Annotated in this window: 16 protein-coding genes and 1 pseudogene; 16 read left to right on the top strand and 1 reads right to left on the bottom strand. The window is 58.6% G+C overall.

Features of this window, described 5'->3' with window-relative positions; genetic code table 11:
* A partial coding sequence (locus tag HZB60_04020; GenBank protein MBI5058936.1) for an aldehyde:ferredoxin oxidoreductase occupies positions 1-234 on the bottom strand: 234 nt, incomplete at its 3' end.
* 1,045 nt (positions 235-1,279) lie between these two features.
* Here HZB60_04020 and HZB60_04015 point away from each other — a divergent pair.
* The 16 genes and pseudogenes from HZB60_04015 to HZB60_03940 form a co-directional block, all read left to right on the top strand.
* Positions 1,280-2,137, top strand: a complete 858-nt coding sequence (locus HZB60_04015; GenBank protein MBI5058935.1) for a transporter — start codon at positions 1,280-1,282, stop codon at positions 2,135-2,137.
* A gap of 316 nt (positions 2,138-2,453) precedes the next feature.
* Positions 2,454-2,861, top strand: a complete 408-nt coding sequence (locus HZB60_04010; GenBank protein ID MBI5058934.1) for a hypothetical protein — start codon at positions 2,454-2,456, stop codon at positions 2,859-2,861.
* A 100-nt stretch (positions 2,862-2,961) separates the two neighbouring features.
* The gene (locus HZB60_04005; protein ID MBI5058933.1) at positions 2,962-3,951 is read left to right on the top strand and encodes a hypothetical protein; all 990 of its coding nucleotides are present in this window, start codon (positions 2,962-2,964) and stop codon (positions 3,949-3,951) included.
* Between the two features lie 220 nt (positions 3,952-4,171).
* On the top strand, positions 4,172-5,215 hold the full coding sequence (locus tag HZB60_04000) for a 3-keto-5-aminohexanoate cleavage protein (protein ID MBI5058932.1): 1,044 nt from the start codon (positions 4,172-4,174) through the stop codon (positions 5,213-5,215).
* Between the two features lie 183 nt (positions 5,216-5,398).
* Positions 5,399-6,184, top strand: a complete 786-nt coding sequence (locus HZB60_03995; GenBank protein ID MBI5058931.1) for a glucose 1-dehydrogenase — start codon at positions 5,399-5,401, stop codon at positions 6,182-6,184.
* Between the two features lie 278 nt (positions 6,185-6,462).
* On the top strand, positions 6,463-7,260 hold the full coding sequence (locus HZB60_03990) for an SDR family oxidoreductase (protein MBI5058930.1): 798 nt from the start codon (positions 6,463-6,465) through the stop codon (positions 7,258-7,260).
* A gap of 166 nt (positions 7,261-7,426) precedes the next feature.
* Entirely contained in the window at positions 7,427-8,464 is a 1,038-nt protein-coding gene (locus HZB60_03985; GenBank protein MBI5058929.1) for an NAD(P)-dependent alcohol dehydrogenase, read from the top strand.
* Positions 8,465-8,777: 313 nt separating this feature from the next.
* Positions 8,778-10,117, top strand: a pseudogene (locus HZB60_03980) (MFS transporter).
* A 312-nt stretch (positions 10,118-10,429) separates the two neighbouring features.
* The gene (locus HZB60_03975; protein MBI5058928.1) at positions 10,430-11,308 is read left to right on the top strand and encodes a MoxR family ATPase; all 879 of its coding nucleotides are present in this window, start codon (positions 10,430-10,432) and stop codon (positions 11,306-11,308) included.
* Positions 11,309-11,397: 89 nt separating this feature from the next.
* A complete protein-coding gene (locus HZB60_03970; protein MBI5058927.1) occupies positions 11,398-12,279 on the top strand; it encodes a VWA domain-containing protein in 882 nt (293 codons plus the stop codon).
* A 189-nt stretch (positions 12,280-12,468) separates the two neighbouring features.
* The gene (locus HZB60_03965) at positions 12,469-13,323 is read left to right on the top strand and encodes an isocitrate lyase/PEP mutase family protein (GenBank protein MBI5058926.1); all 855 of its coding nucleotides are present in this window, start codon (positions 12,469-12,471) and stop codon (positions 13,321-13,323) included.
* Between the two features lie 269 nt (positions 13,324-13,592).
* Positions 13,593-15,548, top strand: a complete 1,956-nt coding sequence (locus HZB60_03960) for an acetoacetate--CoA ligase (GenBank protein ID MBI5058925.1) — start codon at positions 13,593-13,595, stop codon at positions 15,546-15,548.
* 95 nt (positions 15,549-15,643) lie between these two features.
* On the top strand, positions 15,644-16,042 hold the full coding sequence (locus HZB60_03955) for a hypothetical protein (GenBank protein MBI5058924.1): 399 nt from the start codon (positions 15,644-15,646) through the stop codon (positions 16,040-16,042).
* The gene (locus HZB60_03950) at positions 16,039-16,152 is read left to right on the top strand and encodes a hypothetical protein (GenBank protein ID MBI5058923.1); all 114 of its coding nucleotides are present in this window, start codon (positions 16,039-16,041) and stop codon (positions 16,150-16,152) included. The genes HZB60_03955 and HZB60_03950 overlap by 4 nt, the downstream gene beginning before the upstream one ends.
* 141 nt (positions 16,153-16,293) lie before the next feature.
* On the top strand, positions 16,294-16,803 hold the full coding sequence (locus tag HZB60_03945) for a hypothetical protein (GenBank protein ID MBI5058922.1): 510 nt from the start codon (positions 16,294-16,296) through the stop codon (positions 16,801-16,803).
* 44 nt (positions 16,804-16,847) lie between these two features.
* On the top strand, positions 16,848-17,650 hold an 803-nt coding region (locus tag HZB60_03940; protein ID MBI5058921.1), incomplete at its 3' end, for an FAD-binding protein.

Below are 17,650 nucleotides of genomic sequence, written 5' to 3'. Positions count from 1 at the left end.
CTTGAGGTTCTTGGATCCCAGGACGGCGCCCATCCCCGCTCGCGCGAAGGCGGCGTATTTGTTGGTGATCAGAGAGGCGTCGAAGACCCCGTTCTCGCCGGCGGGCCCGATGCAGGTGACGTCGAAGCGCTCCCCGAGCTGTGCCCAGATCCGGTCGGTCGCGTCGAAGACGTCGCAGCCCCAGAGCGCGTCCGCATCGAGGAACGACACGCGGTCGTTGGCGATCGAGAGCATGGATCCGGCCACGCCTGAGAGAGCCGTCATCTGGCGGCCGTGAAAGACCGGGCGCAAACGGTACGCGAAACTGAGAAAAGGGAGTGTGGATGAGGCCACGGTCGCCTGGAGGGGCGGCTGCTCGCACGGTCCGTGGCACCTCAGCGTCAGCCGCGCTCTGCGCCGAGTGCTGTTGGCAGCCTTCTTTAACGCCCTCGACCTTCCACCATTACTGAACGGAAACCGCTCAACCAGCCGAACCGCCGTGTACAGACCCGCACGCACGGTGGTGTGACAGGGAAAGCCCGCGAGGGCCTGCCTATGTCGATCGCTGGACTGAACGAATCGACTCCTTTCGGGAGACGTGTCGACTCTCGGATAAGAGATCCTACCCCGTCCTCATCGCCGCCATACGCAGCCACTTCGAGGCGCGCAACGGTGATCGCTTCACGTTCCAATCCTCGTTTGGCCCTCGTATTGCCCTCATATTCTCTTGGTATTTCCCTGGCAGGCCGGCCCTGCTATTTTTTCGACAACCAGACAATCATAGGAGTCGAACTTGACGTGTTTGGTAGTACATCACATCGGAAAGTCCCCGGTCTTGCCGGCGAGCGACGCACCCCGCGGTGCCTTGGGGGACTGCGGTCCCCACGGAGCCTCGCGCACTCCGTCATCTTCGTTCTCGGGTTCGGTCTCACGGAATGGGCCGACGGTAGCCCTGCGGCGCGGTGCCGGAGGAGTGAGTGGCCCCGAGAGCAGGTTTGAAGCCGGGAACTGCGATCATGCGACGGTCTGAGTCTGCACGGCGCGCCACAAGGCTCGGGTCCTCCGGCCCACAGAGCGAGCAAGGAAAATCGGGATGCGACAGAAACGGACGGAGAAGTGAAGCGTCGGCCGGAGACTCCTGGCGGTCCTTGCGAGGTGTGCGATCAAACTGCCGTCCTCTCCTGAAGAGGTCTCTCTCCTGCGGCAGGAGGGGAAAGGCGGTTCTCCCTGGGAGCGGTGACCTGCCGGAAGGTTTCGAGGGCCTCACACTCACGATCACCCAAGAAGGAGGAGCAAGACCATGAGGAAACTGTTTCTGACTGCAGCAGCGCTCGTTCCCCTCATTCTGCCGACGCTCTCGTTGGCCGACAACAACGCCAGGGACTACATCGCTGCGCCCGCGGGGACCACTGCGATGATCACCTACTGGCAGCGGAGTTCCTCGAATCTCGTCTACCACAAAGGGGACAAGGTAGATAACTCGGGGACGACGGGCGACATCTTCATCCTCAGGCCGGTTCACTGGATGAACATCGGCCCGGTCCTCGCCGACCCGCAGATGCTCATCATCGGGGGAAACGGCGGAAACGGCGCCGCGTCCGGCCTGGCGGACCCCATCGTGCTTTCGACCTTCTGGGCCGTGAACAACGCAGCGTCGAAGACATGGTTGGGGCTCACCCCCTTCATCACCCTCCCGATCGGAGAGTACCACCCACATTCGCCGGGCACGAGCATGGGGGGCAACCGCTGGGTCTTCAAGCCGGAGATCGGGTTCGTCCAGGGGTTCGGAGACAAGTTCTACCTCGACCTGACGGCAAGCGTGTCTCTCTTTGCAAAGAACAACAACTTTGGCCGCGATGCGGCCGGCGACAAGGGAAAGCTCGAGCAAGACCCCTTGTACGCGTTGGAAAGCCACCTGAGCTACGACTTCAACAAGAGCTTCTTTGGCGCCATCGACTACTACGGCCACTTCGGCGGTGAGACGAAGGTCAACGGGACGAAGAGCGACAACAAGCTGAACAACCACACCGTCGGCTTGACGGGTGCGTACGGCATCGCGCCCGGCTATCAGCTGATGCTCACATATACGGACGACATCTCCGTATATGAGGGTCGCAAGGCGAACACGTTCACGACGAGGTTCCTCCACGTGTGGTAGCTAGGCAAGACCGTTGCTAACCCCTTCTACAGGTTCCCTGACCCTGCGGGGGAGGCGAAACCTCTTTAGGAGAATGACGTCTCAGTTGTGCAGTTCAAGAGGTTGCGGAGATGGCTCAAATACTTGTGTGAGGCCACACACGGTGGATCTTCGGATCTTGTGGACAGGCGCGCAGTATTGGTCGGGGAAGCTTTCGTGTGCTGTAAAACGACATAGATTCGAAACCGGCAGGGGCAGGCGATGGGCGGACGTCCACGGTGTGTTTGTTGTCCCACAGAGGACGACGAAGGCAACAATTACCTAAGAGGAGGTTCCGATGAGCGCGAAGTCTAAATTCTTGTTGGCCGCGTTGGTCACGGTCTTTCTACCTTTGACCGCCTGGGGCGGAGAGAAGACGGTCGAGGGGCACGTTGTCGGATACAACTGTGCCGTGAGCAACATCGCGTGCCCGGTTGACATGGAAGATCCCGTCATCGCTAACGAACGGATCTTCGTGGTCAGTATGGAAGAGAAACAATGGGTCTTCGTGCCCAACGTCGACCGGGCGGTTCTGGCGAGGCACATCACGGAGATGGTTCGGGTGACCGGGGAAATGAGCGAAAAATACAACGCAATCCATGCGAAGACCATTGAAGTGAAGAAGGGTGACACCTGGAAGACCGTGTGGTCCACGGCATGGGAAGCGGAATTCCGAGCGAAGTTCAACGTTCCATTGGGTAAGTGAGGATAGAGGAGCTCATCCCCGACGAGAAGACTCAGGAACACCAAGCAAAACAGCATTAGAAAGCAAGCTTTGTCAACGGAAGACGAGACAGGAGGCGAAGATGGAACCTTGGAGTCTGAACACGCTGGCTCTCTGTTTCGGCGGCGGCATCGTCGGCGCCGCCATGGGGGGGCTGTGGGCCTTCGAACTGTGTGCCCTGCTGATCTTTGCCGGTTGCCTCGTGGTCGCGGCCGGCGGGTCCGATTTCCTGTTGCTCCAAGTGGGGCTTGGCCCGCTCTTCGGGCCCCACGTGGGGGGGTTCTGCGCCGGTATCGCAGCCTCCAACTATGCCGTGGGCGTTCGCAAAAACCACCCCTCGGGGGCAGCCAAGGACATCCTTTCCCCCCTGATCGGGACGTCCTGGGACGTCCTGGTGGTTGGTGGCCTCTTCTCCGTCGGCGCCCATGTCCTCCTCCAGGTGCTCGGGAAGATCCCCATCATCAACCAGTTCGACACGATCGCGCTCGACGTGGTGATCAGCAACCTCCTCGCGCGGCTGCTCTTCCTCAAGGAAATGCCTTGGGGCGCCAGCGCGTCGATCCAGCAGCACGGGTACTTTGGGACGAACGACACGGCGATCTCTTGGGTCCCGTGGCAGGCCCGCGCCGGGAGGTACCTGGCCCTGGGGCTCGGGGTTGGGCTGTTGTCCGGCGGGCTCGCCATGGGGTTGAAACAGCAACTGGATCCCATGGCGGCAAAGAACCTCATCTCACCGGCCGGCGCGTTTGTCGTCCCGCTCATCATGGGGTGGTGCATCGCCTCCCTGAACCTGATCTGCCTCCAGTGCGGGACCGGGTCGATCCAGAAGGTCCCCGTCTACCACGCCATGGCAATCCTGTCGGCGCTCGCGTTCCTGTATTCGGGATCCATTGTGGTCGCCGGGGTCGTCGGACTGCTGGCCGCCCTGCTCCAGGAGTTCTGCGCGCGCATGGTCTATAACCACGGCTCCAGCCACATCGATCCACCGGCAACAGCGATTGCAACCGGAACCTTGATTCTGAACCTTGTGTTCAAGCCGGAGTTCCTAAGCCTTGGAAAGTTTTTCAAGTAAAGCCGCCAGTCAGTAGCTTTCCGCTACCATTCTGCTCGTGTTTTGTTGGTATTTCTCTCGGAGACAGGCGCGGCTAGTCTTCTAACTCACTCACGCTGGATATTGGGCCGATTGTGTGCGAAGTCCCACATCAGAAAGGAGGTGGCCCCAAGGATAAGACTATGGAACGAGAATCAAGACAGAATTCGCATCACCGTCCACCACAAAGGAGGTAATGGTCATGGCAAAAGACAAGGTTAATTGGGAATGGGTGAACGAATGGAAGAAGTCGCCGAACCCCTTGGGTGAGATTGATACAGATTTTCAGTGCATTTGGAAGCCCTACGGACTTCCGGAGATTGTCGATCCCCATGGGACGAAGTTTGGGATTGGTGTAGAAGTCCAGCCTGCCTGGAACGTCCCAAAGAAGATCATGATCTCACAGACCATTGTCGGCGCGTTTCATAGCAAAAAGGGGAACCCCAACCATCCGATTGAGCCCGACGAAATCAGAGATCAGGCCCTTGCATGCTGCGAGGCTGGAGCGCCCAATGTCCACATTCATGTGCGGGACCAGCAGGGATACAACGTCTTAGATCCGGAACTCTTCCACCATGTTATCGACCCGGTCAGAAAGGCGTATCCTGACAGGATCGTGTGTGGGTGCATGGTTCCGTTTCAAAAGGGGGAATGGTCCAAGTTTATTGAGTGCATGCAGGATGGCCTCTTTGATCAAACCCCCATCAACACAGTCGCTGCCTTCTGTGGAGACACCCTTTTTGCGAAGCCGCCGCATGTGGCGCAGGAGAAGACGCGAATTTGCCAGGAGTATGGGGTCAAGTGTCAGATTGCCGTCTACAGTGATGGCGATATTGACAACGCCGACCGATATCTCATAAAGACCGGCCTTCTTGAGAAACCGTACTACTGGATCATCCTTCCGACGCTCCCGGGCGGATCGCCCATGCAGAATCCGAAGGCGATGGTTGAAGTGTTAATGCACTACTGCAACCGTATCAAAGAGATTGACGCGGATTCTGAAATTGTTGTGTGCGCAGCCGGCCGCGCCTCTAGCTATCTAGCCACTTTTGCGACCCTGCTCGGTCACAATATTCGCATCGGGATGGAAGATACCGTTTGGAAGTGGCCCCACAGAAACGAAATGATCAAGACAAACGTGGAGTGTTACAAGATGTGGGAACAGATTGTTCGACTCCTCGGCCGGGAAATTATGGATCCAGATGAGTTCCGCCAGAAGATGGGGATGAGAAAGCCAGGCAAGTAGAAGAGGGGCTATTGTCTTTTTTTGAAAAGGGAAGTGTTGATCAGTGCGAGCACGGTAGCGCAACTCGCTGATTATGGCATGGAGAATTGACCTAAGGTAGTCCGAAGGCGTGACGCCAGATGGAATGATTCAACGGTTGCGCGTTTCCCCCTCAACGAAAGAATTGGATAGAAGGAAAGAATCATGAAGAGACTTGATGGTAAAGTTGCGTTGGTAACGGGAGCCAGTTCCGGTTTTGGTCGTGCAATCTCGGAAGCGTTTGCCAGAGAAGGCGCCAAGGTTGTTTGTACCGATCTTCGGCCAGATGCCAGAGTGGAGGGATATGAGAAGGATAAGGACACGCCAACCCATGAAGCGATTAAAAAGGCCGGCGGAGATGCTATCTTCGTGAAGTGCGACGTCACCAAGGTTGGGGAGGTGAAGTCCGCGGTCGAGGCAGCCGTCAAGCAGTATGGCAAGCTGGATATCATGATGAACAATGCGGGTGTATTTACGGTCATGGCGCGCATTCACGAAAAGACCGAGGAACAATACAACTTCACCATGGATGTCAATACCAAGGGGGTTTGGAATGGTTGCCAACAAGCCGTCATTCAATTCCTGAAACAGGGCGACGGTGGCAGAATCCTGAACCTCGTTTCGATCGGTGGTTTGGTTGGGTTGGCCAACGAGCCGGCCTACTGCGCTTCGAAGTTTGCTGCAGCAGGTCTTACAAAAGAGTTGGCAATTGATTACGGTCCGGACAAGATCACTGTAAACGGAATTTGCCCCACTTTTGCTCCGACGGCCATGTGTAGACCTTATTATGACGACAAGGCCGTTAAGGAATTTGTGGAACAAGTAACTCCCTTGGGTCGTTGGGTGCTCCCCGAAGAGGTGGCTAACTTGGCCGTCTTTCTTGCGTCGGATGAAGCTGCTTGTATTACTGGACAGCTGATTGCGATTGATGGCGGCTACACGGCCAGGTAGCGCCAGGATCTATATGTAGCGTCCCGTCCGGTTAGACATGCAAATCCAGAATGTGGTTTTGGCGCCTGATATGCAGGACTGAACAAGGCGAATAGCCTGGTAGATCTGGAACATGGACAACACAGCAGACCGGAAACCAGCGGTGTTCGACTGCGTCAGGATTAGCCGGACGGGACGCGAACAGGGTGCCTAGAAAGCCACCTATTGCAGTGGTTCTGCTTTGGGCATGAAATATGAACTATGGAGTGTTTCTGTTCAACCTCTGAAAGGAGCGCGTCATGAAGAGACTCGATGGCAAGGTGGCATTGGTGACCGGTTCGAGTTCTGGGTTTGGGCGAGGTATTGCAGAAGCCTTTGCCAGAGAAGGCGCGAAGGTCGTTTGCTCTGATCTCGTGCAAGAGAGCGACTCAAAAGGTTTCGAAGAAAATATTTCTACACCGACGGACGAAGCGATCAGAAACGCTGGGGGGAAGGCTATCTTTGTGAAGTGCGATGTCACGAAACAGAGCGATGTTGCAAACCTTGTGAGAGCGGGTGTGGAGAAGTTCGGGCGGATCGATATCTTTGTGAATAATGCTGGAATTTACAGGGGGGGTGGACTGGCTCATGAGTTGACAGAAAAAGATCTAGACATCTGCTATGCTGTAAATGTCAAAGGAACGTTTTTTGGAGCCCAGGAAGCCGTTAAGCAATTCCTTCAGCAGGGTGATGGCGGCAACATCATTAACATAGTTTCCACTGCTGGTTTGCAAGGGCATCCTAAGCAATCTGTTTACAATGCATCAAAAGGCGCGGCCGCAAATTTGACGAGATGCTTAGCCATTGAGTACGGGCGCAATAAGATTCGAGTCAATGGAATTTGTCCCACCTACTGCAAGACGGCATTGACGAGAGCGTTTTACGACAATAAAGAGTTCGATGATATGTTTACAAAAAGCATACCTTTGGGGCGATGGGGAGAAGTAAAAGATGTTGAAAATTTGGCGGTGTTCCTGGCATCGGATGAGTCGGATTATATCCACGGAGACTTGATTCGCATCGACGGCGGAGAAACTCTTTGTAGATACTCGGTTTAGGTTGATTTCATCTCCTTCGCAGCGTGGCTATGTAGCCAAGTAGCCAAGTTGCAAAGGGGGGAGGCACAGATCTGTCAAGGCATATGCCATAGGCATATTTGTATATTCAGCGAAGTGCATACGGAAAGGTGGCATCATGGGAGCTGGAACGCATAAAGTGTTTGTAATGAACAAAATCAATGACGCTGAGTTCAAGGACCGGCCTATTCCAGAACCTGGTCCGAACGATGCCGTTGTAAAAACTACCCTTGCTCTAGTGTGCACCTCAGACGTGCATACCTTAGCGGGAGGGCTAGGGGAGCTCAAGGACGTAGGTTTAGGACATGAAGCTGTCGGTACTGTGTACAAACTTGGAAAGGCCGTGGAAGGTTTCAAGGTGGGGGAGAGAGTGGCGGTGAACGCCGTTACGCCGTGTTATAGGTGCGGTGACTGTCAGCGAGGATTTACTTCCCAATGCAAGGGGCCGCTGGGAGGATTCAAGTTCGTCGGTCAGAAGGACGGAAATCTGGCGGAGTACTTTCATGTCAACGATGCCGAAGCCAATCTGGCCCGAATTCCGGATGGGGTGTCGGATGAAGCCGCAGCTTATGCAACCGACATGGTGTCAACTGGGTTCGTGGCTGCCGAGAATGCTGACATCAAGTTGGGTGACTCGGTTGTCATTATCGGTCAAGGTCCCGTGGGCCTTATGGCAACTGCGGGCGCTCGCTTGCTGGGGGCGGGACTAATCATTGTGGTGGACGAGTTTGAACACCGGTTTAAGTTGGCTAAGGAATATGGTGCGGACGTCTGGATCAACTATAAGGTTCAGAACGTCGTCGATGAAGTCATGAAGCTCACCGGTGGTAAGGGAGCGAATGCTGCTATTGAAGCAGTAGGTACACAAGTAACATTTGAGACGTGCTTCAAGGTAACACGCCCTGGTGGAACTATATCAAATATCGGTTACCATTCAGAAGGTGAATACCTTAAGATTCCGCGAGTGGAATGGGGAATGGGGATGGCCCAGAAGACCATTAGATCACACCTGTGTCCTGGGGGTGCTGAGCGAATGGGACGACTTCTAACCCTGATCAAGAACGGTCGAGTGGATCCGACCAAAATGACTACGCATCATTTCAAGTTTGCAGACGTGCCGAAGGCCCTGAAAATGATGGAAACCAAGGAAGACAACATGATTAAGCCAGTGATCCATTTCGACTGAGCGTTCCCCGTCGCCCTTCGCCGCCTCTCGGGAGGCGGCGGAGGGCAAGGAACTCGTGACGCGGCGCCGGGTGGCTAGACGCACCGCTGCTTAGGAAGCGTCAAAGAATCAATGTGCTGATACGCCGGGCCCCGAGCAGGGCCGACTCGTCGCGGCACGATGAGGGAACGCGGAGCAATTGCGGTTGCCGTGCGGCGCCGCGTTGGCTCTAGCCGGTGCACAAAAAGAGGGCCAGCTATCTCTGCAGTGACGCTTCGGTGGTGGGTGGTGCGGACCCAGGCAGTCTGCCGGGAGCAGGGGATCGGAAGGGACGATGGGCTTCGGGAACGGCAGCTGGAGGGATTCGATTGTGTCGCTCACCGCGTCCGGCGGGGAGGCTGGCGGGTGTGGGGTTTCGCGAGGGGAGACGAAAGCGGAGAAGGCCCTGGCGGTGGGGACCGCCGTGCGCGTGGTCCTGCCCTTCGCTCTCGGGTACTTCCTCTCCTATTTCTATCGGGTGGTGAACGCGGTCATCGCCCCGGACCTTGTGGCTGAGTTGGGGCTCTCCTCCTCGGACCTGGGCCTCCTCACCTCGGCGTATTTTCTCACTTTCGCCGCGTTCCAGCTCCCCTTGGGCGTACTTCTCGACCGCTTTGAGCCACGCAGAGTGCAGGCTGCGCTTCTCGCGTTCGCCGGGGTCGGGGCCCTGGTGTTTTCCTGGGCCCCGAACTCAGCCGGACTGGTGGCTGGCCGCGCGTTGATCGGCTTCGGGGTCTCGGCGTGCTTGATGGCGGCGTTTCGGGCCTTCGTGCCCGGGAGAAGCTGCCCCTGGTGAATGGCATCCAGTTGGCGGCCGGCGGGCTGGGCGCGCTGGCGGCAACGGCGCCGGTGGAGGCGGCCCTACACGTGACCGACTGGAGGGGAGTCTTTCAGGGGCTGGCGGGGGTGACCGTGCTGGCGGCGGCGCTCATCGGGACGCTGGTGCCTCGGCGGCAGCCGGCAGATAGAGGCGTGGACCTGCGGGCGCAGCTTCGCGGCCTGGGCGGAATTTTCGGGAGCCGGGCCTTCTGGAGGATCGCGCCCATTGCCATCGTGAGTCAGGCGACGTACCTCGCGGTCCAGGGGCTCTGGGCCGGCCCCTGGCTGCGGGACGTGGGCGGGCTGGAGCGCGGGGAGGCTTCCGTGGTGCTCCTGCTGGTTGCCGCAGCGATGACGGCCGGGTACCTGCTCTTGGGCGTGGCGGCCGAGCGCTTGGGTCGCAGGGGTGTGCCCGCGGACGTCCTCTCCGCCGCAGGTATGGCGGTCTACGCGGGGGTGCAGGCCATTCTTGCCGCAGGCTGGACCGGTGCGTTGTCCGCGGTCTGGATCCTGTATGGGTTCTTCGGCACATCGGGGGTGGTGTGCTACGCGGCGCTGACCCAGGCCTTCCCTGCCCATCTGGCCGGCCGCGTGAACACGGCCCTCAACCTTCTGGTCTTTGTCGCCGCCTTCGCCGCTCAGTGGGGCCTGGGCGCGATCATCGGCCTGTGGCCGCCCGTCCGCACTGGGTACGACCAGGCCGGCTACCGGGTCGGATTTGGTGTGCTGCTCGTCTTACAGATCGCGGGGCTGGTGTGGTACCTCCTGCCGCGGCCGGTCGCCGGGAGGATGGCGCCGTTACGGGGACGCGGCTGAGGTGGGGCAGCGCGGAAAGGCTCACCCCGAGAGCTGTGGGTGGCTCAGCGCTTTGGCCAACTCGCTTGTGCCTGTTCGGGCGGACCTGATTATGGGACGTCTGCGGCGCTGGCAGGGGCGCGACCACGGATAGTGGCATCCTCTAGCTGCCACGAAAGCGCCCTCTCAAAACAGGTCCGTCCATTTCGGGCCCCGACCCAGAATACCAACAGGGCCGAGATCAGGAGGGGCTCAGCCGGTTGGTAGCGATAATGTTTTGGACGAACATATCGAGGCAGTGAAGACCAAACCCTGGAGTAATAGAGGTGCAAGATGCTTAAAGAGGTCTGCCAAAAGATTATTGGGCGAGAAAACGAGATTCTACTTGTCATTTCTGCCCTGCAGTCAGGAAGGCATCTTTTCCTGGAAGGCCCGCCCGGCACGTCAAAATCGACCATTTTGCTAACCATCGCAGAATGTTCAGGCGCGCATGTCTCTCTAATAACAGGAAATAGCGACCTGACGACGTCTAAGTTGGTTGGATATTTCGATCCAGCCGAGACAATCAAGAGAGGGTACTTGCCCGAACACTTCAATCCGGGACCTCTTGTCCAGGCAATGCGAGACGGATCGTATCTCTATGTAGAGGAATTCAACAGGCTGCCGGACGAAACGACAAACGTATTCATCACGGTCATGTCTGAAAATAAACTGACTGTGCCGCGGCTCGGTTTAATAGAGTGTCATGATAACTTTAGAATCATCGCTGCATTGAATCCACTGGATGATATTGGAATAAGCAGGATATCCAGGGCTTTACAGGATAGGTTCTGTTCATTGAAGATGGATTACCAAACCAGGAAAGAAGAGATTGACATTGTCAAACATCACGTTAGCGGGGCGTCAGATGATATGATCGAATTGGCGGTGGATCTTGCCAGAATGACGCGGCGTCACTCCGATATCAAATTGGGTGCCTCCGTTCGAGCAAGTATAGATATGGTCAGGATCTACACAGCAATTCGAGACATCCTCGATAGAGAGGGGGTCAGTTCGGAAGAGAGAGGAGTCCTAAACAGTGCCTTGATGGCTTTTCGAAACAAGATATGGGTTTACGAGACATCTGAGAGGTCGGCAGATGACATAATTGAGGAATTATTTGATCAACTAAGACAATCTGAAAAAAAAAAGAACTTACAAATAGCTTCGTAAGGGACGTTCTATCGAATTCAGGAACAGCTACGGATCGCAAGCCTCGGGAAAGGTCTGCCTATGCGCCAGTAGACCAACGAATAGAGGCAATGATCGAAGGAGGTCAAAATGAAGCGCTTGTGGATTTTGCTAAGGAAAACCCAGGACGCGTAGGTGCCCTGTTGGGCAATTATAGAATCGTTTTTAAGCAGTGGGAGCAAAACGATCCAAGGCTGTTGCGCGAACTATTAACTTTGACCTGGGATCGCTTGGATGATGCTACGCGCAGGCAGTTTCTTCATATAATGTTACGGATGATCTATCGCGTGTCAAAGAGTGCCATTACGTCCAGTGGTGTTCCTACAGGAGAGTCCAAGTCTAGAAGGTTTGAATTTCAGGCAGATGAAATTGATCTCGATAGAACCATTGAAGCACTGACGCAGGAAATGGCGTTGAGCCATGACACTATATACGTTCTTGACAGAGAGAGAAGGCGGAGAGCGGTTGTCATTATGATGGATGCTTCTGGTTCTGTTCGGGGAATTAACCTCAGCATGGCTGCCGTCGGAGCTGCCTCACTGGTGTTGAATTTGAACCATAGAGATGAGTATGGGGTGGTTCTATTTTCTGATAGCAGTAACATATTCAAACATATAGGTCAGGCCAAGAAGCTGGATCAAGTGATTAGAGGGATTCTGGATATTATTCCGAGGGGCCGAACCGACATTAGCCTAGGTCTATCGGTAGGCTTAGGTGAAATACGACGGGCAAGAGTCGAACAAAGAGAAGGAATCCTTCTGACGGATGGGTGGCAAAATTCAGGGAAAGATCCAGTCGCAATTGCTCGAAAGTTTCCAAAGCTTCACGTAATAAACGTTCCCGGTGGGAATGTAGAGGTATCCAAGAAAATTGCGAAGGCTGGGAGAGGTCGTCTGGTGAGTTTGAGAGGCTTGTGCGATGTGCCTAAAGCAATTGCGGCTTGTTTGGATTAGTATGTTACAAACGCGGCTATGTGGGCAGCACGTTGGGATGACGTTGAGAGTGATCACATGGCAGTGTGAACGAGCTATAGGCCGACTACGACCATCACATTAGCCCGATGCAGACAGTTTTAAGAAACGTGTTGTCTAAAGGGGTGGACAACCTGTTCTAGCCGCCCGCTGAGGAGATAGGAGGTGCCCATGGGCCTTCGGGAACTGCTCGCCGCCCACGAGATGCTCGTCGCCCCTGGCGCATACGACGCCCTTTCGGCTCTCCTGATCCGGCAGGCCGGATTTCCGCTCGTGTACGTGACCGGCCTCGGAAACGAGGCGAGCGATCTCGGGTTTCCCGACCTCGGGTTCACCACCGCCACCGAGCTCGCACGGCGGGCTTCCTGCATCGCCGAGGCGGTAGGCGCCCCGGTTGTTTGCGATGCCGACACCGGCTTCGGCGGGTCTCTCAACATCCGCCGCACGGTCCGCCTCTTCGAGGCAGGGGGTGTCGCGGCCATTCACATCGAGGACCAGACGTTTCCCAAACGGTGCGGAGTGCTCGCCGGGAAGCAGGTGATCCCGCGCGAAACCTTCGCCAGCAGAATCAGGGCCGCGGCCGACGCGCGCCGGACCGAGGACTTCTGCCTGATCGCACGCACCGACGCCAAGGCTTGGGGCCTTCCCGAGGTGATCCGCCGGCTCAACCTTTACGCCGAAAGCGGAGCCGACCTCGCGATGCTCGGCGACTTCTACACGCTCGACGAGTACCGCAGGATTGCCCGCGAAGTCAAAGTGCCTTTGGTCGCTTGCGCGTCAGACCCTGCTCATTTCGCGCAGCAGCCCGACTATACGGTCGATGAGATGCGAGCAGCCGGGGTCAGGGTGCTTCTCTACTGGTATCTGCCGCTCTTTGCCGCCATGAAGGGGGTCGCCCGGGCGCTGACCGCCCTGCGGGCGAACGGCGCCGTGGCGCCGACCGCCGACGACCTGTGCACGTACGACGATTACGCTCGCGTGACCCGACTCTCCGAGTGGCTGCGCCTCGGCGGCGACCCGGATTAGCTCCGGAATCCGCCACGCTTTGAGCGGTTGACGATTTTCGGCCGCCGTGGGCGGCTCCAGGTTATCAAGCCCCCACCTTGGGTGGGGGTCTCTGACTTACCCAATGGACAATGGAGCGCCCCGGCGGCCGCGAGACCACGGGATGACACGTGGCAAGCAACATCCCATATACGCAGCGTACCGGCTGGCGTTTGCGCGATCGCCCTGGAGGGTTGACGCGCCCCGCGTGCCTGGGCGGTTGAGCCGACCAAGATAAAGAAGGAGACCCCATGTCCAAGCTCCTCTGGACCCCTTCCCCGGAGCGGGTGGCCCGCGCCAATCTCACGCGTTTCATGCAGCAGCTGCGCCAGGCTAGGGGGCTTAAGCTCTCCGGGTACGACGCGCTCTACCGGTGGTCGATCGACGAGATCCCGGCGTTCTGGGAGGAAGTCTGGAAATTCGCGGACATCCGCTCGTCGGCGCCGTACGAGCGCGTTCTCGCCCAAGCGGCCATGCCGGGCGCGGTCTGGTTCCCCGGCGCGCGCCTCAATTTCGCGGAAAACCTCCTGCGTTTTCGCGACGACCGTACCGCCCTGGTTTTCGTGCGCGAAGGAGGCGTCGAGGAGGCGCGGATCTCGTACGCCGAGCTCTACGACCAGGTGGCCCGTTTCGCAAGGTTTCTCTCCGGGGCCGGCGTGTCGGCGGGCGATCGCGTGGCCGGTTTCATGCCCAACCGGATCGAGATGGTCGTGGCCATGCTCGCGTCAACGAGCCTGGGCGCCATCTGGTCCTCTTGCAGCCCGGACTTCGGCTTCAAGGGCGCGATCGACCGCTTCGGCCAGATCCGGCCTAAGGTCCTCGTCACAGCGGACGGGTACCTGTACAACGGCAAGCGCTTCGACTCGCTGGAGCGCGCGGCCCAAGTAGTGGCCGAGATCCATTCCATCGAGCGGGTCGTCGTCGTCCCTTTCCTGGAGGAGCGGCCTTCTATCGGTTCCGTGCCCAAGGCCATCCTCTGGCCCGACGCCCTGGCCGGCAGGGCAGCCGAGCTCACCTTTGCCCAACTCCCCTTCGACCACCCCTTGTACATCATGTACTCGTCGGGGACGACCGGGATTCCCAAGTGCATCGTGCACGGCGCGGGCGGCACGCTGATCCAGCACGCCAAGGAGCTCCTCCTCCACACCGACCTCACCCCTGACGACACGATCTTCTACTTCACCACCTGCGGCTGGATGATGTGGAACTGGCTGGTGAGCTCGCTCCTCGTCGGCTCCACGGTCGTGCTCTTCGACGGGAGCCCTGCCTACCCCGATACGTCGGTGCTCTGGAAGATGGCCCAGGATCTCGGCATTACCGTCTTCGGCACGAGCGCCAAGTTCATCAGCATCTGCGAGAAGTCGAGAACGAAGCCCGGCGAGCAGTTCGACCTCGCGAAGCTCCGGGCCGTCCTCTCCACGGGCTCTCCGCTTTCGGTGGAGGACTTCGAATGGGTCTACCGGGAGGTGAAGTCCGACCTTCAGCTCGCGTCGATCTCGGGCGGAACCGACATCATCTCCTGCTTCATGCTCGGCTCCCCGATCGACCCCGTGTATGCGGGCGAGATCCAGAAGCGGGGGCTGGGGCTCAAGGTCGAGGCGTGGAACGAAGACGGCGCGCCCGTCGTCGGCGAGAAAGGCGAGCTCGTGTGCGCGGCGCCCTTCCCCTGCATGCCCGTAAGCTTTTGGGACGACCCAGGGGATGAGAAGTACCTGGACGCGTATTTCCGCCATTTCCCGGGCGCGTGGCGCCACGGCGACTACATCGAGATCACCGAGCATGGCGGCGTAATCGTCTACGGCCGCTCCGACGCAACCCTGAACCCCGGCGGCGTGCGGATCGGCACCGCCGAGATCTATCGCCAGGTCGAGGTTCTGGACGAGGTGGTTGAGTCCCTCGTGGTGGGGCAGCGCTGGGACAACGACGTGCGGGTGATCCTGTTCGTGCGGCTTCGCGACGGAGTCGAGCTCGACGACGCCCTGGTCAAGACCATCAAGAACCAGATCCGCGCCAACACCACCCCGCGCCACGTGCCGGCCAAGGTCATCGCCGTGCCCGACATCCCCCGCACCATCAGCGGCAAACTGGTGGAGCTCGCCGTCACCAAGGTGATCCACGGCGAGGCGGTGAAGAACAAAGACGCCTTGGCCAACCCCGAGGCGTTGGAATACTTCGTGGACCTTCCCGACTTGTGTGAGGGACGGTGACGGCGGATTGGGCGCCGGTGCCCGTGGTTGCGGCGGTGAGCCCGGAACGAAAGGGGGACCGCTCTCTTGGACCGACGGGTGGGAGCAGGTCACCGTTGAAGCTGACTCGATCGTGGGAGGCGGGTTATGCCTTCACGACGCTGCGATCGCCCATCAACGTCATGATCTTTCCTGAAAACCGTGCGCGGTTCGGGGAGATCACTGTGGTCTGCGGCGCTCGGAGCCCGGGGCTCCTCATCTACAAGGGCGAGCTCAAGGCCCGGGCCGAGCGCGGTGACATCGACCTGAACGGGACCGTCGATAAAGGAGGCAGGGTTGGAAGGGCAGGGAGGGCTTCTTCACCGCGCGGTGACGACGGACGGGGCTCCCCCGGCGCCGAGAACGCCTTGGCGGCTGTGTGCGGTCCGCCCATCACGATCCGCTTCACCCTGCCCGTGCTCTTCGAGTTCGGGTTCCAGAAGGAGAACATCCTCACCTCGCCCAGATGCGGATGAAGTGCGGCATCGGCAAGCGCGGGCGGTGCAACGTGGGCTCGAAGTACGTGTGCAATGACGGGCCGGTGTTCTCGCTCGCCGAGTTGGATCAACTCACGAACGAGCACTGAGCAAGGCACGGTGCCCTCTCCCCTATATGTGACGAAAGATGTGGTGCAATGGCTGGGGTAGCGCCCAGTCGGCTGGTCGCAGGAATTTTGAGTTCTGCAAACGGCGGGCGGACATTACGGGCGGAGTCGGGAGTGAGAAACATGAAGATCGATGCCGCCGTTATCGGCGACCAAGACCAGTCCGAGAGCGATATCGGGGAAGTCTTGGGCCATCGAGGTTGTCGATTTGTCAGAAGGCCGATGGATTGGCCGGATCAGAAGGTTCAGCTCGCAGCAATGGGTCAAGGGCTGCTTGGCATTGCTCACGACCTCGCCAATGTGTTTCAGGTCGTGATGGCAGACGCCGAGGCGATCCGCAGGAACCTCAACAATCCGATTCGAGTGGCCGAATCGGCGCGTCGAATTGAGCGTCAGGCGACATTGGGAGTTGAGATCGGAAGCCAGATTCGGATGATCTCGAGGGCACTGTACGGCTCACCCATGTCCGCGATGGACTTGGGATCGGCGTTTCCAGCGCCCCTCGAAGCGTCGAGGTCAGGTGGTCCAAACGTAACGGCGGAGGAGGCGGCGAACCATGTCGGACTCGGACCCTCTGTGGGGCGAGATATCAAAGAAGCGCATAGGGTTCGTGTCGCCACGGAGGAGGACTAACGAGGCATCTCGTTGGTCTTCCTCTCACGGATCGAGGAGAGCTAGTGGAACTCGCGGCGAGGATGCGGCCGGAACCGTCAGCCGTCGGCTCGTTGTTGAATAAGGCGGTCCTCCGGGAGGCCCGCGAGGAAATGGCTCCTCTGGAGGTAAGAGTCAACCTGGTGAAGGAGGTGGGCGTGGGGTCGGCCGAATGGCAGTTGCTGGCTGAGGCAAGAGCACACCGCCAACTGGCGGGCGACCACTGCCCGCTGCCGCGTGCGTTTTCCCGCCGCTACCTCCTGCCCTTCGACACGGTTGAACTGCTCGAGCATCGAAGCGACGTGTTGGTGATCGGCTCAGGGATCGCGGGGCTCGTGGCGGCCCTCCTCGTTTCTCGCAACCGTTCCGTGAGCGTCACGACCAAGGCGACCGTCGCGGAGACAGGCACCTGCTACGCTCAGGGAGGGATCGCCGGCGCAGTGAGCGAGGCCGACTCGGTGGAGTTGCACTTGGCCGACACGCTTGCGGCCGGCGCAGGGCTCTGCGACGAGCGGGTCGTTCGGGCGGTGGTCGAGGAAGCGCCCGAGGCGCTTGAGGCCCTTCGGGATGCCGGGGTGCGCTTCGACTTGGCGGCTACGGGAAAGGTGGACCTTCATCGGGAGGGGGGCCACAGTCTTCCCCGCGTGCTCCATTCAGGCGACGCGACTGGCGTAGAGATCCAAAACACTCTAGGAACCTGTCGGACTTGGAAAAACGGACTCCATAAAATGGAAGCTTTCCACGTGCACAGAACTCGCTCTGTTCAGGAGAACCGCGCCCGCGGCCTGCCGCGGGTCAAGTCCAATACGGGCGGACGCGAACGGCCATG

The organism is candidate division KSB1 bacterium (assembly GCA_016214895.1).
In the GTDB taxonomy this organism is placed as follows: domain Bacteria; phylum Electryoneota; class RPQS01; order RPQS01; family RPQS01; genus JACRMR01.
The sequence above is the reverse complement of the archived record's forward strand: the minus strand, read 5'-3'. Positions and strand labels throughout refer to the sequence as shown.

Excerpts from the sequence above, each read along its gene's own strand:
- HZB60_04015 (MBI5058935.1), top strand. The coding sequence starts at position 1,280 with ATGAGGAAACTGTTTCTGACTGCAGCAGCGCTCGTTCCCCTCATTCTG.
- HZB60_04010 (MBI5058934.1), top strand. The coding sequence starts at position 2,454 with ATGAGCGCGAAGTCTAAATTCTTGTTGGCCGCGTTGGTCACGGTCTTT.
- HZB60_04005 (MBI5058933.1), top strand. The coding sequence starts at position 2,962 with ATGGAACCTTGGAGTCTGAACACGCTGGCTCTCTGTTTCGGCGGCGGC.
- HZB60_04000 (MBI5058932.1), top strand. The coding sequence starts at position 4,172 with ATGGCAAAAGACAAGGTTAATTGGGAATGGGTGAACGAATGGAAGAAG.
- HZB60_03995 (MBI5058931.1), top strand. The coding sequence starts at position 5,399 with ATGAAGAGACTTGATGGTAAAGTTGCGTTGGTAACGGGAGCCAGTTCC.
- HZB60_03990 (MBI5058930.1), top strand. The coding sequence starts at position 6,463 with ATGAAGAGACTCGATGGCAAGGTGGCATTGGTGACCGGTTCGAGTTCT.
- HZB60_03985 (MBI5058929.1), top strand. The coding sequence starts at position 7,427 with ATGAACAAAATCAATGACGCTGAGTTCAAGGACCGGCCTATTCCAGAA.
- HZB60_03975 (MBI5058928.1), top strand. The coding sequence starts at position 10,430 with ATGCTTAAAGAGGTCTGCCAAAAGATTATTGGGCGAGAAAACGAGATT.
- HZB60_03970 (MBI5058927.1), top strand. The coding sequence starts at position 11,398 with ATGATCGAAGGAGGTCAAAATGAAGCGCTTGTGGATTTTGCTAAGGAA.
- HZB60_03965 (MBI5058926.1), top strand. The coding sequence starts at position 12,469 with ATGGGCCTTCGGGAACTGCTCGCCGCCCACGAGATGCTCGTCGCCCCT.
- HZB60_03960 (MBI5058925.1), top strand. The coding sequence starts at position 13,593 with ATGTCCAAGCTCCTCTGGACCCCTTCCCCGGAGCGGGTGGCCCGCGCC.
- HZB60_03950 (MBI5058923.1), top strand. The coding sequence starts at position 16,039 with ATGAAGTGCGGCATCGGCAAGCGCGGGCGGTGCAACGTGGGCTCGAAG.
- HZB60_03945 (MBI5058922.1), top strand. The coding sequence starts at position 16,294 with ATGAAGATCGATGCCGCCGTTATCGGCGACCAAGACCAGTCCGAGAGC.